This is a genomic window from Vibrio sp. S9_S30, from assembly GCF_014694455.1.
Taxonomy (GTDB): Bacteria; Pseudomonadota; Gammaproteobacteria; order Enterobacterales; family Vibrionaceae; genus Vibrio.
Genome location: NZ_JAAUWT010000001.1, coordinates 455,406 through 470,633 on the forward strand (window position 1 = coordinate 455,406; position 15,228 = coordinate 470,633).

14 protein-coding genes and 1 pseudogene are annotated in these 15,228 nt (G+C 45.0%); 10 read left to right on the top strand and 5 right to left on the bottom strand.

Features of this window, described 5'->3' with window-relative positions; all coding sequences use genetic code 11:
• Positions 1-337 precede the first annotated feature (337 nt).
• The 8 genes from HC752_RS02000 (at position 338) to nqrM (ending at position 7,589) form a co-directional block, all read left to right on the top strand.
• Positions 338-1,678, top strand: a complete 1,341-nt coding sequence (locus HC752_RS02000; RefSeq protein WP_190333405.1) for a Na(+)-translocating NADH-quinone reductase subunit A — start codon at positions 338-340, stop codon at positions 1,676-1,678.
• 3 nt (positions 1,679-1,681) lie between these two features.
• Positions 1,682-2,926: an NADH:ubiquinone reductase (Na(+)-transporting) subunit B gene (locus HC752_RS02005; protein ID WP_190333406.1), complete on the top strand. Its 1,245-nt coding sequence runs from the start codon at positions 1,682-1,684 to the stop codon at positions 2,924-2,926.
• Positions 2,916-3,704: a Na(+)-translocating NADH-quinone reductase subunit C gene (locus tag HC752_RS02010; protein WP_190333407.1), complete on the top strand. Its 789-nt coding sequence runs from the start codon at positions 2,916-2,918 to the stop codon at positions 3,702-3,704. The genes HC752_RS02005 and HC752_RS02010 overlap by 11 nt, the downstream gene beginning before the upstream one ends.
• On the top strand, positions 3,704-4,336 hold the full coding sequence (locus HC752_RS02015) for an NADH:ubiquinone reductase (Na(+)-transporting) subunit D (protein WP_190333408.1): 633 nt from the start codon (positions 3,704-3,706) through the stop codon (positions 4,334-4,336). The genes HC752_RS02010 and HC752_RS02015 overlap by 1 nt, the downstream gene beginning before the upstream one ends.
• A gap of 7 nt (positions 4,337-4,343) precedes the next feature.
• Positions 4,344-4,940, top strand: coding sequence for an NADH:ubiquinone reductase (Na(+)-transporting) subunit E (gene nqrE / locus HC752_RS02020; RefSeq protein ID WP_006957944.1), 597 nt, complete (start codon positions 4,344-4,346; stop codon positions 4,938-4,940).
• A gap of 17 nt (positions 4,941-4,957) precedes the next feature.
• Positions 4,958-6,181, top strand: coding sequence for an NADH:ubiquinone reductase (Na(+)-transporting) subunit F (nqrF, locus tag HC752_RS02025; protein ID WP_190333409.1), 1,224 nt, complete (start codon positions 4,958-4,960; stop codon positions 6,179-6,181).
• Positions 6,182-6,335: 154 nt separating this feature from the next.
• Positions 6,336-7,340: an FAD:protein FMN transferase gene (locus HC752_RS02030; RefSeq protein ID WP_190333410.1), complete on the top strand. Its 1,005-nt coding sequence runs from the start codon at positions 6,336-6,338 to the stop codon at positions 7,338-7,340.
• Between the two features lie 15 nt (positions 7,341-7,355).
• Complete coding sequence (nqrM, locus tag HC752_RS02035) at positions 7,356-7,589, top strand: (Na+)-NQR maturation NqrM (RefSeq protein ID WP_190333411.1); 234 nt, start codon at positions 7,356-7,358, stop codon at positions 7,587-7,589.
• A 284-nt stretch (positions 7,590-7,873) separates the two neighbouring features.
• On the opposite strand, the gene HC752_RS02040 is transcribed toward nqrM, so the two are convergent.
• A complete protein-coding gene (locus HC752_RS02040) occupies positions 7,874-8,248 on the bottom strand; it encodes a hypothetical protein (RefSeq protein ID WP_190333412.1) in 375 nt (124 codons plus the stop codon).
• Positions 8,249-8,812: 564 nt separating this feature from the next.
• Positions 8,813-10,036 (bottom strand): diguanylate cyclase, encoded by a 1,224-nt coding sequence (locus HC752_RS02045; protein WP_190333413.1) that lies wholly within the window; start codon positions 10,034-10,036, stop codon positions 8,813-8,815.
• Between the two features lie 296 nt (positions 10,037-10,332).
• Between HC752_RS02045 and HC752_RS02050 the strand changes: the two are divergent.
• Positions 10,333-10,578, top strand: a pseudogene (locus HC752_RS02050) (IS3 family transposase); the annotation flags it as partial.
• Between the two features lie 99 nt (positions 10,579-10,677).
• Here HC752_RS02050 and HC752_RS02055 read toward each other — a convergent pair.
• Genes HC752_RS02055 through HC752_RS02065 form a run of 3 tightly spaced genes read right to left on the bottom strand, consistent with a single transcriptional unit; the run spans position 10,678 to position 13,921 of the window.
• Positions 10,678-11,148 (bottom strand): cupredoxin domain-containing protein, encoded by a 471-nt coding sequence (locus HC752_RS02055; RefSeq protein WP_190333415.1) that lies wholly within the window; start codon positions 11,146-11,148, stop codon positions 10,678-10,680.
• Between the two features lie 29 nt (positions 11,149-11,177).
• Positions 11,178-12,041 (bottom strand): copper resistance protein B, encoded by an 864-nt coding sequence (locus tag HC752_RS02060; RefSeq protein ID WP_190333416.1) that lies wholly within the window; start codon positions 12,039-12,041, stop codon positions 11,178-11,180.
• On the bottom strand, positions 12,038-13,921 hold the full coding sequence (locus HC752_RS02065; RefSeq protein ID WP_190333417.1) for a copper resistance system multicopper oxidase: 1,884 nt from the start codon (positions 13,919-13,921) through the stop codon (positions 12,038-12,040). The genes HC752_RS02060 and HC752_RS02065 overlap by 4 nt, the downstream gene beginning before the upstream one ends.
• Before the next feature lie 872 nt (positions 13,922-14,793).
• Here HC752_RS02065 and HC752_RS02070 point away from each other — a divergent pair.
• Entirely contained in the window at positions 14,794-15,228 is a 435-nt protein-coding gene (locus HC752_RS02070) for a MerR family transcriptional regulator (protein WP_190333418.1), read from the top strand.

The window sequence follows — 15,228 nt, forward strand, 5'->3', positions numbered from 1 at the left end:
AAAAAAACATATAAATAAAAATGAATGGCTTAAGTCGATTTGTTTTTATGAAATATTAACATTTGTGCGACAGTTCAAACTTATTCACATTGATTAGCTAATCTATAACCAACACACAAAAAATTACCGATTTATCCAATGCGTGGTCATGGCATCATCTTCACAAAAGATGCTAGACTATCGCACCTGATAAAACTCGCTATTTTTTGTGACGAGTTAATTAATAGGATGTTGCGATTTTGGCCAGGGTGTCAGGCCAAAACCGGACACAAAGTGTCGTGTCTAACATTTACGCAATTAAAAGAATCTTTTTCCCGATAAAGTAGTGCAAGTGCGTATGATTACAATAAAGAAGGGTTTGGATATTCCAATTTCTGGAGTACCCTCCCAGGTGATAAGTGATGGCAAGCCCATCAATAAAGTCGCCTTGCTTGGCGAAGAGTACGTTGGAATGCGTCCTACGATGCATGTTCGCGTAGGCGATGAAGTGAAGAAAGGTCAGGCTCTTTTTGAAGACAAAAAGAACCCCGGTGTGTTATTTACTTCTCCAGCAAGTGGTAAAGTCATTGAAGTTAACCGAGGCGCAAAGCGCGTTCTTCAATCGGTAGTGATTGAAGTGTCTGGTGATGAGAAAGTGACTTTCGACAGTTACACAGCGGATAAACTGGTGAGCCTTGAGCGCGACGCGATCAAAACTCAACTGGTTAACTCTGGTGTGTGGACTGCACTTCGTACTCGTCCGTTCAGTAAGGTTCCCGCGATCGAGTCTTCAACTCAAGCTATCTTTGTCACTGCAATGGATACCAATCCATTGTCGGCAGATGCTGGAGTGATCATTAATGAGCAATCGGATGCTTTCATAGCTGGCTTAGACGTTCTTTCACGTCTAACGGAAGGTAAAGTATACGTATGTAAGAATGGCGAAAGCCTTCCTCGCTCATCTCAATCAAATGTTGAAGAACATGTGTTTGATGGACCACACCCTGCGGGGCTTGCTGGTACACACATGCACTTCCTTTACCCAGTTAACGAAGAACACGTTGCATGGAGCATCAACTATCAAGATGTGATTGCAGTGGGTCATCTTTTCCTTTCTGGTGAACTTTACACTGACCGTGTTGTGTCTCTAGCCGGCCCTGTGGTGAATAACCCGCGTCTGGTTCGTACAAGAATAGGTGCAAACTTGGAACAGCTTACCGATGGTGAGATGATGCCTGGTGATGTACGTATTATTTCTGGCTCTGTGCTAGCGGGGACTCAAGCGAAAGGGGCTCATGCCTACCTTGGTCGTTACCATCTTCAAGTGTCTGCACTTCGTGAAGGCTATGAAAAAGAGTTATTTGGCTGGGCGTTGCCAGGTAAGAACAAATACTCTATTACTCGCGCATATCTTGGTCACCTGTTCTCAGGGCGTCTATTTAACATGACAACAACGACCAACGGTAGTGATCGTTCTATGGTGCCAATCGGTAACTATGAGAAAGTGCTGCCTCTGGATATGGAACCAACTCTGCTGCTTCGTGATCTATGTGCCGGCGATACTGACAGTGCTCAGTCACTGGGTGCGCTTGAGCTAGACGAAGAAGATTTAGCGCTGTGTACGTTTGTGTGCCCAGGCAAATACGAATATGGCGAGTTGCTTCGTGAATGTCTAGACAAGATCGAGAAGGAAGGTTAAGTCATGGCTCTAAAGAAGTTTCTTGAAGATATAGAGCACCATTTTGAACCCGGCGGTAAACATGAAAAATGGTTTGCACTGTATGAAGCGGTAGCAACAGTATTCTACACGCCTGGTTTGGTGACAAAGCGTGGTTCACACGTTCGCGATAGCGTTGACTTAAAGCGCATCATGATCATGGTTTGGTTTGCGACATTCCCAGCAATTTTCTGGGGTATGTATAACGCAGGTAACCAAGCAATTATGGGTCTTAATCATCTTTACCAAGGTGCAGAGTTCGCCAGTGTTGTGGCGGGCAATTGGCACTATTGGCTAACAGAGATGATTGCCGGACCGCTCTCCCTTGAAGCAGGGTGGGGAACCAAGATGATTCTTGGTGCGACCTACTTCTTGCCAATCTACCTGACGGTATTCGTTGTCGGTGGCTTCTGGGAAGTTCTATTCTGTATGGTTCGTAAGCACGAAGTAAACGAAGGTTTCTTTGTTACCTCCATCTTGTTTGCGCTAATCGTTCCGCCAACACTTCCTCTTTGGCAAGCTGCTCTGGGTATTACCTTTGGTGTTGTCGTGGCGAAAGAAATCTTTGGTGGTACGGGGCGTAACTTCTTGAACCCGGCGCTTGCTGGTCGTGCTTTCCTATTCTTCGCCTACCCAGCACAAATCTCTGGTGATGTTGTTTGGACTGCGGCAGATGGTTTCTCGGGTGCAACGGCTCTTAGCCAGTGGGCACAAGGTGGTAACGGTGCACTAGTGAACACAATCACTGGTGAAGCGATCACTTGGATGGATGCTTTCCTAGGTAATATCCCCGGCTCAATTGGTGAAGTGTCGACTCTGGCATTGATGATTGGTGCGGCGTTTATTGTCTATATTGGTGTCGCTTCGTGGCGAATCATCGGTGGTGTTTTATTGGGTATGGTGGCAACGTCATTCCTGTTCAACGTCATTGGTTCTGACACGAACCCATTGTTCAACATGCCGTGGCACTGGCACCTTGTTTTGGGTGGGTTTGCATTTGGTATGTTCTTCATGGCAACCGACCCCGTATCTGCTTCCTTTACTGATAAAGGTAAGTGGGCTTACGGTTTATTGATTGGCGCAATGTGTGTGATGATTCGTGTGGTTAACCCAGCCTACCCAGAGGGTATGATGTTGGCGATTCTATTCGCGAACCTATTCGCACCTCTGTTCGACCACGTTGTGATCGAGAAGAACATCAAGCGGAGAAAAGCACGTTATGGCAAGTAGTAACGATAGCATTAAAAAGACGCTGGGTGTTGTTGTCGGATTGAGCTTGGTTTGTTCAATCGTCGTATCAACAGCAGCTGTGGGTCTACGTGGTCAACAGAAGGCGAATGCTGTTTTAGATAAGCAAAGCAAAATTGTTGAAGTTGCGGGCTATGAAGCAAGCAGCCCAGCTGAAGTTCGTTCATTGTTTGGTGAAAAGATCGAACCTCGTTTGGTCAACTTCAGCACGGGTGAATACGTTCAGGAAACGGAAGACGGTTTAACGGCTTCTAATTACGATCAGCGTAAAGCCTCTAAAGACCCATCTCAGTCGATTAAACTGGCACCTGAAGACGACAAAGCAAAAATTCTTCGTCGTGCAAATACAGGTATTGTTTACCTAGTTAAAGATGGCAATGACTTTTCTAAAGTGATCATCCCTGTCCATGGAACAGGTCTATGGTCAATGATGTACGCGTTTGTTGCAGTTGAAACAGACGGTAACACAGTGTCAGGTATTACTTACTACGAGCAAGGTGAAACGCCTGGACTTGGTGGTGAGGTTGAAAACCCAACTTGGCGTGCACAGTGGGCAGGTAAGAAACTGTTTGATGAAAACCACCAACCCGCTCTCAAGGTTGTGAAAGGGGGGGCTCCATCCGGTTCTGAACATGGTATTGACGGTCTGTCGGGTGCGACACTAACTAGTAACGGTGTTCAAAACACATTTGACTTCTGGTTAGGAGATATGGGCTTTGGACCATTCCTAGCAAAAGTTCGTGACGGAGGTTTGAACTAATGTCTAGTGCAAAAGAGATTAAAAAAAGTGTCTTAGCGCCAGTTTTGGATAATAACCCAATCGCGCTTCAGGTACTGGGTGTGTGTTCTGCACTGGCAGTAACCACTAAACTGGAAACAGCGTTTGTAATGACTCTGGCGGTTATGTTTGTAACGGCATTGTCAAACTTCTTTGTTTCTCTTATCCGTAACCACATTCCAAACAGTGTTCGTATTATCGTACAGATGGCGATCATTGCTTCATTGGTTATCGTGGTAGACCAAATCCTAAAAGCTTACTTATACGATATCTCTAAGCAGCTATCTGTATTCGTTGGTCTGATCATTACAAACTGTATTGTAATGGGTCGAGCAGAAGCATTTGCGATGAAATCTGCCCCTTTACCGTCTCTAATTGATGGTATTGGTAACGGGCTTGGCTACGGTTTTGTGCTGATTACTGTTGGCTTCTTCCGCGAGCTATTCGGGAGCGGTAAGTTATTTGGTATGGAAGTACTTCCGCTAGTGAGTAACGGCGGTTGGTATCAACCAAACGGTTTGATGCTTCTGGCACCATCCGCATTCTTCTTGATCGGTTTCCTAATCTGGACGATCCGTACGTTCAAACCAGAACAAGTAGAAGCGAAGGAGTAAGGTTGTCATGGAACATTATATTAGTCTGCTAGTTAAATCGATTTTCATCGAAAACATGGCACTGTCTTTCTTCTTGGGTATGTGTACATTCTTGGCGGTATCGAAGAAAGTTAAGACATCTTTTGGCTTAGGTGTCGCTGTTGTCGTTGTACTGACTATCGCAGTACCTGTAAACAACTTGGTTTACAACCTTGTGCTTAAAGAGAATGCTCTGGTTGAAGGTGTTGACCTGAGCTTCCTGAACTTCATTACCTTCATTGGTGTCATCGCAGCATTAGTACAGATTCTAGAGATGGTTCTTGACCGTTTCTTCCCGCCTCTGTACAACGCATTGGGTATTTTCCTTCCGTTGATCACAGTGAACTGTGCCATCTTCGGTGGTGTATCTTTCATGGTGCAGCGTGATTACAACTTTGCTGAGTCCGTCGTTTACGGTTTCGGTTCTGGTGTGGGTTGGATGCTTGCTATCGTCGCGTTAGCAGGTATTCGTGAGAAGATGAAGTACTCCGACGTTCCTCCAGGTTTACGTGGTCTTGGTATCACATTTATCTCTGTAGGTCTGATGGCACTGGGTTTCATGTCATTCTCTGGTGTTCAACTGTAAGGCATAAGGAATAGTCAATGGACATTATTCTTGGTGTAGTGATGTTTACACTGATTGTTCTAGCCCTAGTTTTGGTTATTTTATTTGCCAAATCTAAGCTAGTACCAACAGGTGACATTACCATTTCCGTAAATGGCGATCCTGCAAAAGCGATCGTTTCTCAACCAGGTAGCAAGTTGCTAAGTGCTCTTGCTGGTGCTGGTGTATTCGTTTCATCTGCTTGTGGTGGCGGTGGCTCTTGTGGTCAGTGTCGTGTGAAAGTGAAATCTGGTGGTGGCGATATTCTGCCAACAGAACTTGACCACATTACGAAAGGTGAAGCCCGTGAAGGTGAGCGTTTAGCTTGTCAGGTGGCAGTGAAAACTGACATGGACATCGAGCTTCCTGAAGAAATCTTCGGCGTTAAAAAGTGGGAATGTACGGTTATCTCTAACGATAACAAAGCGACATTCATCAAAGAACTTAAGATTCAGATCCCAGATGGCGAATCTGTCCCTTTCCGTGCTGGTGGTTACATTCAAATCGAAGCGCCAGTTCACCACGTGAAATACGCTGACTACGATATTCCTGATGAATATCGTGAAGACTGGGACAAGTTCAACCTGTTCCGCTATGAGTCTAAAGTGAACGAAGAAACCATTCGCGCTTACTCAATGGCGAACTACCCTGAAGAAGAAGGCATTATTATGCTGAATGTGCGTATCGCTACGCCGCCGCCTAATAATCCTGATGTGCCACCTGGTATCATGTCTTCGTACATCTGGTCTCTTAAAGAAGGTGACAAGTGTACGATCTCTGGTCCATTTGGTGAATTCTTCGCGAAAGATACCGATGCTGAAATGGTCTTCGTTGGTGGTGGTGCGGGTATGGCGCCAATGCGTTCGCATATCTTCGATCAGCTTAAGCGTTTGAACTCTAGCCGTAAGATGTCGTTCTGGTACGGTGCGCGTTCTAAGCGAGAGATGTTCTACGTAGAAGATTTTGACGGTCTGCAATCTGAAAACGATAACTTCGTTTGGCACTGTGCTCTGTCGGATCCAATGCCAGAAGATAACTGGGAAGGTTACACAGGCTTCATCCACAACGTATTGTACGAAAACTACCTGAAGGATCATGATGCGCCTGAAGATTGCGAGTACTACATGTGTGGTCCACCAATGATGAACGCGGCTGTGATCGGCATGCTGAAAGATCTTGGTGTTGAAGACGAAAACATCCTATTGGATGACTTCGGTGGCTAAATCCATCTAAGTGATTGATTTATGGCTGGCTCGTATGAGTCAGCCATTTGTTTTTGTAAACCGAGTTGTTATAGGACAGTATCTCTGTTAGCAGACGCTAATGTATGGGGTGTTTTCCTCTATCAACTTAAAAATTATGAGCAGGAGTGAGCAAGTGAAATATTGGCTTGTTGTCTTAACTTCCATCGTGTTTCTTGCGGGTTGCAGTCAGCCGAAAGAACAAATCCATTTGTCCGGTCCTACTATGGGAACGACTTACAATATTAAGTATATTGAGGTTGAGGGGGCACCTACCTCTGCCGATATTCAAGCAGAAGTCGATAAATTGCTGGAATTGGTGAATGACCAAATGTCGACTTATCGCAAGGATTCAGAGCTTAGTCGTTTTAACCAGTACAAAGGTAATGAAGCATTTGAGGTGTCCGCTGACACGGCGACAGTGGTGAAAGAGGCGATTCGACTGAATAAACTTACTCGTGGGGCATTGGATGTGACCGTTGGACCACTTGTTAACTTATGGGGCTTTGGTCCTGAGGCTCGACCAGAAGTTGTGCCGAGTGATGAAGAGCTGAATGCGCGCAAAGCCATGACGGGAATATCACATTTAAGTGTGACCTCTAATACCCTGAAAAAGTCGTTGCCGGATCTGTATGTTGATCTTTCTACCATTGCAAAGGGGTGGGGAGTGGATGTGGTCGCCAATTATGTTGAATCTCTTGGCATTAACAATTACATGGTTGAAATTGGTGGTGAGATTCGCTTAAAAGGCGTGAATCAAAGTGAAGGAGCGTGGCGAATTGCTATCGAAAAGCCTTCAACCACGGAGCGTGCGATTCAAGAAATTATTGAACCTGGTGATATGGCCATTGCGACTTCAGGTGATTACCGAAATTATTTTGAAAAGGACGGTGTTCGATACTCGCATATTATCAACCCACAAACGGGCAAGCCGATCGACCATAAAGTGGTCTCGGTTACGGTGCTGCATCCTTCAAGTATGACAGCCGACGGTCTTTCTACTGGTATTATGGTGTTAGGTGAAGAGGCAGGTATGGACATCGCGAACGAAAATAATCTTGCCGTTATGATTATTGTAAAAACAGAGCAAGGGTTCGAAGAAGTCTATTCAGACGCTTTTAAGAAGTATTTAAATAAATAATAGGAGTCGTGAGCAATGGCTACATTTATCGTTACATTTGGATTTTTCTTGGCAATTGTCACCGCTATGTCTGTCGGTTACATCTTTCAAAAGAAAGTTGTGAAAGGAAGCTGTGGCGGGTTGGGTGCTGTTGGCATTGATAAAGTGTGCAACTGTCCAGAGCCATGTGATGCACGTAAAAAGCGTGAAGCACGTGAAGCTGTGCGTGCTGAAAAAATTGCCGCTTGGGAAAAAGATAAAATTCTCTAAGGTTTTTGGCTTATAAACTTGACCCAAAAAGCTCAGTCATTGCTGAGCTTTTTGCTTTTTAAAATATGCCCGAGATGAGTATGTTGTATCTGAGTTGATAGAGACTGCAGATAGACCCAGCCATCATGGCGTTGTGGTCGGTTATCAAGCTTTGCGAAAGACAATGACACAGCTTGAAAATATTGTGCATAAGGTTGCATAAAGAGGCGAATTTACGCGTCAAATGGCAAGCGAATTCAACGCAGTCATCGGCAAACGCAACGACGGATAGAAAGGTTCTCAGGTTACATAGAGGGACTGGTGAGCGTAACGGTGTAGCGCCATGGTTCCCCATTTTCGGCATTGATGTCCATACTGACCTTTTTACTGTCGTTTGTCGTGAGTGTCAGAGAGGGTAATTCCAAAGTGCTTAGTCCGCCTTTATCATCACAGGTAACGTTGCCGACGAGCTCTACATTACCGAGTGAATCTGGTGTTACTTTCGCGAGGAATTTGCAGTTTCCTGATACGGCAGCTCCCCACTCATCCGCTTCAAGGAATGCTTCAAAATAATGGTGTTGCTCTTGTTTTTCTAGCGTAATACTTGCTTTGTAGTCAAAATTAGCCGCCGCTGGAAAGCTGGCGACGACGAATAAGAAACACATCATCCGAATGTTCATTCTTCACCTTTATTTCTGTATAGGATTTCCACGCGAAATAAATCCGTTAGCACTATTCACAAGATTATCAGGAGCGTCGATCAAACTCGTCAAATTAAAGTAAGTACTGAGATATCCGTCCATACCTATCTTCGCCTCGATACGTCTAGCGATAACACCACGGTCGCAATGATGTACTGGCGATATTGCCTTGCTGTTGTAGCGCTTCAATTTGTCCATCGATTTTCTGGTGTAAACATTCGGAACCTTGAGGTAGTGGCTTTCGAGGATGGCTTGCATTTGAACCATTGCCATGAATTCGAGTCACGTTTACCTTGCAAGAGGCACGCTTATTTGTGCGTTATCTAATGTCATGTCCACGTCGTCAGCAATATTCCATTTTTTCTAGTGTGGCTATATTCGGCGAGTCGGCACCATAGGGCTGGGTAGGGGGTAGCCCTTTGGTTTTCATGCAATAAGCGGGGGATTTGAAGATTAAGCAAATGACGTTCTTTTTTTGGAGAGTGATGAGTGAGGAGAATAGGTAAAATTCATATGTCGTTTGGCGTTATGGCTGGGCTGAGATTAGCGTGCTACGAGCCGATTTCGGCCTTCTTCTTTGGCTTGATACAGTAAATCGTCGGCATCACGAATGATCTCTTCCAAGTTTTGACCTTCGCGACTGGAGCTGACCCCGATGCTTACTGTGAGATGAATTTGCCGCTCTTTGTATTGAACAGGGGTCTTTTCAATGCGCTGACGCATGTTTTCTAAGCGAGTTTTAAACTCTTGATAATCGCCACTGTGCTGAATGCAAAACTCCTCGCCACCAAATCGCACTGCAACGTCATTTTTGAAGTAAATAGAGATAATTTGAGCCACATTAATCAGTGCTCTATCGCCACCATCATGACCATAGGTATCATTCACTTTCTTGAAAAAATCAATATCTATCATGGCGATATTTCTTTTGAGGCACGGTTCTAAGCAATTTTCGCCGAAGAGGTAACGTCTATTCCAAAGGCCCGTTAACGCATCTTGATTAGCAATGTGGTAAAGCTCATCGGTGGCATCTTTCATATCCAGAATATGTTGGACACGACAATAAAACTCTTCCTGATTGAAAGGTTTATAAAGGAAATCGTTAGCTCCTGCTTTTAGAAATCGTGCCGTCATTGTGCGGTCGCTGTTACCTGATAGACCCAAAATGGCCAAATGGTTTCGGTCGTACTGCTTTCGAATTTCTCTGGTCATCGTAATGCCGTCTTTATTCGGCATATCATGATCGGTAATGATCACGGTGATGTCAGGGTTTTCTGACAAAATGTCAATCGCTTGCTGACCATCCTGTGCTTGCAAAGTGTCAATGTATTGATGTTCTAAAAGGTAGACAATATGGCTTCTAACCGTCGCTGAGTTATCGACAACTAACGCTTTGTGCGTATGATTGGCCATTAAACGCTTTAGAAGCGGAATTAAGTACGATACAGAAGCACTGCTGTCTTTGGTGATGTAATCGAGTACGCCTTTGGCAATAACCTTTTCACGGATGCAGTCATTAAACTGTGCTGTGAGGACAATCGCACGAACCTTGTATGATAAAACAAGATCGACAATTTCCCCATCAGGCCCATCGGGTAAGCAATAATCCAATACAGCACATAGAAAGTGAGTATCTTGGCTTATTATGCTATTCGCTGCTTCTAACGATTCAGCGAGGACAACATCAAACCCAATCTGCGTAAGTTGCGAGTTAAGATAGTTACGAAAGGCACGGCTATCCTCGACAACCAAAATTCGATTTAGCACTATAGCTCCGATTGATTCTAATTAATTGACTTGATTGTACAAGTCGAATAATAAAAGTGATTGTTAAGTCTAATCACAAAAATGAGTAGCCCCATAAAAAAACACTTTATTTCCACTGTAGTAAAAGAGATGAGACAAAATATACCGCTGTTAACTTTTTTAAACAGCCAAGTTTTGTCAGTAGAATCCAGTAAAGGCTGGGTAATATTTCTGACTTTTTGTTGTGCTGATTTTTAAACAGCATGTTATGAGAGAGTTTTGGTCAACGTTTTCGTGTTGTAACGGCAAGCCCTGCGAGTATACAAGGCACGCAGTACATGAACCAAAGGTACCGTCAAACCTTATGGCGATACCAAATAAAACAAAGCCTATCCCAGAAAGGCAATTGTTGGGGTAATAGTCCGATGAGGCGCTTCTTTAGAAGCTTGAAAACAGAGTGGGTGCCTGCTAGTGGCTATCGCAGTTTAGATGAAGCTTGGCAGAGTATCGTAGGCCATCTCATTAAATGCTATAGCATAATGAGACCGTACCAGTGCAGTGGCGATTTCAGTCGACTACGACAAGAGTGAGACGACGTAAAGAATAAAGCCGCTAGTTCATAGCGGCAATGTTGAAAAGGAGATTGGATCTTCTTGTTAGTGTCAGTTTACTATGACCTTTCCTACCATTCCTGCTTCCATATGACCAGGGATTAGGCAGGCAAAGTTGACTTCACCCGGCTCATCAAATTTCCATATCAGCGCAGACATTTGACCTGGTTGCAGTGTGACCATGTTGCTTTCCTGATGCTTCATATTCGGCATTTTTCTCATCATTTCAGCGTGCTTTTTCATGCTTTCGAGCGAACCAATAACCAGTTCATGCGGGATCTTTCCGTCATTTTTGACAAAGATTCGCACCGTTTCGCCCGCAGCTACTGAAAACTGAGATGGTGTAAATGTCATAGTGTCTTTCATGGATACGCTAACAGTTTTCGTCACGTCTGCAGCATTACCTGCGCTACCAACTATTTGTTTGCCAGCTTCTTTTGCTCCGTGACCAGCATCGGCGAGCACAGTCCCTGAAAGTAAAGCTGCTGCAAAGGCAGTTCCCATGATTATTCTACGGTTCATTTTTTTCTCCTAATTTAGACTGTTAGTTATTAGAGCCAGATACGTACACCAGCAACCCAAAGTGTCTGGTCTGATGTTTTATTTTTGTCTTTTCCAAAATCTGTTTGCCATTCAACACCGATATAGGGTGCGAACTTGCGCGAGAACTCATAACGTACGCGCAAGCCTGTAGCAATTTCCGGTGTCAGTTTGCTGATCTCCCACTCAGGGTCATCCTTTCCGTAAGCGCTGAGCGCGATAGATGGTTGGGCAATAAGTTTTTGCGTAAGCAGGATTTCATACTCGGCTTCGACATCTAAAGCGACCTGCCCGTTTTCTCCCACTGCCAATGCCCCTTCTACTTCAAACCAATACGGTGCTAACCCTTTGAAGCCAGCTGTTGCCCAGAAGCGATCATTGCTATCAAGGGTGTCGTAACGGACACCGCCCTGAAAGTCCCAAAAGGGGGAGATGGCACGACGCCATAGCAAACTAGAAGATGATTCATCCAAATTGCTCTCGATAACGTCCCCTTCGCTTTGCAACACGACTTTATTGTAGTCGCCGCCGTAAAAGACTTCGCCTTCGTAATTAATGGCGTCATCCCCAGACCTGAAGTCCTGATATTCCAGACGGTTTAAACTCAGACCCCAGAAGTATTTTTGCTCTGTTAATCCAGAACTTACCTCGTCACCCAACAAGTAAGGACCTGAATTTAGTGTAAAACCACCAGAGTATTCATGTGGGTCGCGACTTGTGGTCACCTCTTGGTTCGGTTTTGCCAATGCCATCCCATCGTGCTTAGAGGGCTCAGCGTTGGCATAAGAGGTAACGGAAAGCGCTGCAACTAATGCTAAGGTCATCACGCTCTGGTGTGCGATCTGACGGTGTACTTTTTGGATTTGAATTTTCATGAAATGACAACCTCTCTGAACATACCGGCATCCATGTGGAGTAATAGGTGACAGTGCCAAGCCCAACGACCCAATGCATCTGCAGTAACGAGAAAACTAATTCGTTGTGCGGGTTGAACTGGAATCGTGTGGCGACGGACGAGAAACTCACCATCAGGGCTTTCTACTTCACTCCACACACCGTGCAGGTGCATGGGATGCGTCATCATGGTGTCGTTTTGCAGTATGATGCGGACGCGTTCCCCGTAATTTAAATGAATAGGTGTTGAGTCACCAAACTCCACCCCATCAAACGACCAGGTATAGCGTTCCATATTGCCAGTAAGGTGAAGTTCAATTTCTCGCTCTGGTGGACGGGCATCGATAGGACCATCTAAGGTGCGCAGGTCAGCCAGTGTTAGTACTCGGCGACCATTACCACGTAAACCAACACCCGGATCATCCAAATTGGTTCTTGGCGTATCGACACGCATATCAACACTTGCACCATATTCAGTGGAGGCATGACGAACGGTACTGCTGGGCTTAGCAAGAGGCGCGGCGGCCATGCCACCCATATTGCTATGATCCATCCCGGGCATATTGCTATGATCCATCTCGGGCATGTTGCTATGGTCCATCTTAGGCATGTTGCTATGGTCCATCCCAGACATGTTGCTATGGTCCATCTTAGGCATGTTGCTATGGTCCATACCAGGCATCTTGCTATGGTCCATCCCTGCCATTCCGCCCATATTGCTGTGGTCCATTGCCCCCATCATGTCTTCCATTGTTAATTCTTGGATAGGGTCAATGGCAGGAATAGGTGCAGACAGACCTTCTCTCACCGCAAGCGTGCCAGACGCAAAGCCGGTTCTGTCCATCGATTGGGCAAAAATCGTGTACGCATCTTCGCTCGGCGACACGACCACGTCGTAAGTTTCTCCTGGGCCAAAACGGAACTCATCGGCAGTAACAGGGTGAACGTTGACGCCATCGCTTTGCACCACTGTAAGAGGCAGACCGGGAATGCGGACATCATAGAAAGTATTACTGGAACCATTAATAAAACGGAGCCTTACTCTTTCGCCTTTTTTGAAACGCCCTGTCCAGCTGTTGTCCGACGTAGCGCCGTTCATTAGGTAAGTCAGGGTTTCAGCAGAAAGGTCTGCTAGATCCGTGGGGCTCATTCGCATGCTGTTCCACATACGTTTGTCAGCAAGCGTGTCTGAAAGACCTTTTTCTTTGACCTTACTAAGGTTATCTAACAGCGTTGGCTGAATGTAGTTGTAATAGTCCCCCTGCATTTTCAGGTTGTTAAACACTGTGTGGGGATTATCATCCGTCCAATCTGAAAGCAAGACGATATGCTCAGAATCATATTCCACAGGATCTTTTTCACTGGGTTCTATTACGATAGCGCCGTACATGCCAGTCATTTCCTGGAAGCCAGAATGAGAGTGGTACCAATAGGTGCCGTTTTGCTGGACGTCAAAGCTATAGGTGAAAGTTTCACCAGGCTTAATACCACCAAAACTGATTCCGGGAACACCATCCATCTGAAATGGAAGGATCAGTCCGTGCCAATGGATGGAAGTATCCTCCTTCAGCATATTAGTAACCTTGATGGTCACTGACTGGCCTTCTTTCAATCGTATGGTTGGTCCTGGAAGCACACCATTGATAGTGGTGGCGATTCGGGGGCGACCGTTAAAATTCACCACGGTTTCCTGAATCACCAAGTTGATGACTTCGCCAGAAACCTCGGGTACGGTTTTGGACTTGGTGTTTAACTCGGCTCCCTGAGCAGGGGAAATTATCGGGGAGATGCCCGTCAATATCCCACCTAGCGCAAGACCTTTGACAAAACATCTCTTCGACTTATCGACACGAGAACTCATATATTGGCTCCATTTAGCGTTTGAAATTTTTCACATCGCTATGCTAAGGGCTAGCTGAGTTCAGGTTTATGACCTCAAGATGATAAATTTGTCATTTTGCTTTTGGCACTTATTCACATATGGGAATGGAGTCATTATGAAGAACAATGAAATCGGAACACATCCGTAGGAAGGGGAACGACACTGCCAGTGTTCCTTGCGTTGTTAAGAGTTCAGTTTACGGAGTTGAGGTAAAGTGGTCACGGCTTTATGAGAAAACCAGAATGTTCGTTTTGATTTATTTGTTATTCATTCGCCATTGTATTCATCCGCCATTGTATTGATGGGGCGATGCTTGTTGCAATATATCGTAAACTGAACTGTAACTAACGGTTGAGTTTGTTCAAAGCTGGCGTATACCGTTTCCTCGACGCTCATGCTTTGCGATGCGTGCTATGAGGACATTGGCAACGGACTAACCTCAGCTTTTTTATCATGTTTCGTGCACGATAACGGCTTACCTGACCGCCTCTGGTCGTCACCATTTTTGTTCTCGTTCTGGCTCCAGCTCCAGTTGAGTAATGGCTGCTGGCTTGCATTTTCTGCCTACCTGATTAGATGACATTCTTCCTCTTTCTTCTTTACATTTTTCGAAAGACGCTTGACCTATGTCCTACACAAAGGTTTTAAAGTGCAAATAACACATAAGCAGAGACGATTTGTAGGACGTTATGGGCTGCTGTAGCAAAGCACCAGATGGTGGCAGTCGTGCTCCCTAATTATTGCTCAAATTGTTCATCGTATTTTTTGTGAACCTTTTTCATCGCTTTTATTTTGGGATAGGTAAGAGCATGACTATGTTTATGTAATCTGACCTATTTAAGGAATGTCCTATGTTGACTACTGAAATTGCAAGAAAAGTTGGAGTGACAGCCGAAACTGTGAGGTTTTATACCCGAAAAGGTCTCATTTCAGCGGATAGGGATCCTAACAACGGTTACAAAATATACCACCAAAGTACGGTGAAGAGGTTGCGGTTTATCTCTCATGCGCGAGCCATAGGCTTTAGCCTTAGCGACATACAAGAGATTATCGAGTACTCGAATCAAGGGCAGACACCGTGTCCCCAAGTACGCAGTATGCTTGGCGATAAGATTGCGGAAACCAAGCAAAAGATCAATGAGTATCATCGCCACCTAGCCTTGATGGAAGCGACGTATACAGAATGGGAAAATAAACCAGATATGGTTCCTGATGGAAAAGCTCTGTGTTGCCTAATTGAGGATTGGTCTGAGAAACATCATAAAGTGGCATCGGAGGAAAATTAA

Coding starts and splice junctions, on each gene's coding strand:
- nqrE (WP_006957944.1), top strand. CDS start 4,344: ATGGAACATTATATTAGTCTGCTAGTTAAATCGATTTTCATCGAAAAC.
- HC752_RS02065 (WP_190333417.1), bottom strand. CDS start 13,921: ATGAGTTCTCGTGTCGATAAGTCGAAGAGATGTTTTGTCAAAGGTCTT.
- HC752_RS02070 (WP_190333418.1), top strand. CDS start 14,794: ATGTTGACTACTGAAATTGCAAGAAAAGTTGGAGTGACAGCCGAAACT.
- HC752_RS02000 (WP_190333405.1), top strand. CDS start 338: ATGATTACAATAAAGAAGGGTTTGGATATTCCAATTTCTGGAGTACCC.
- HC752_RS02055 (WP_190333415.1), bottom strand. CDS start 11,148: ATGAACCGTAGAATAATCATGGGAACTGCCTTTGCAGCAGCTTTACTT.
- HC752_RS02010 (WP_190333407.1), top strand. CDS start 2,916: ATGGCAAGTAGTAACGATAGCATTAAAAAGACGCTGGGTGTTGTTGTC.
- nqrM (WP_190333411.1), top strand. CDS start 7,356: ATGGCTACATTTATCGTTACATTTGGATTTTTCTTGGCAATTGTCACC.
- HC752_RS02015 (WP_190333408.1), top strand. CDS start 3,704: ATGTCTAGTGCAAAAGAGATTAAAAAAAGTGTCTTAGCGCCAGTTTTG.
- HC752_RS02040 (WP_190333412.1), bottom strand. CDS start 8,248: ATGAACATTCGGATGATGTGTTTCTTATTCGTCGTCGCCAGCTTTCCA.
- HC752_RS02060 (WP_190333416.1), bottom strand. CDS start 12,041: ATGAAAATTCAAATCCAAAAAGTACACCGTCAGATCGCACACCAGAGC.
- nqrF (WP_190333409.1), top strand. CDS start 4,958: ATGGACATTATTCTTGGTGTAGTGATGTTTACACTGATTGTTCTAGCC.
- HC752_RS02005 (WP_190333406.1), top strand. CDS start 1,682: ATGGCTCTAAAGAAGTTTCTTGAAGATATAGAGCACCATTTTGAACCC.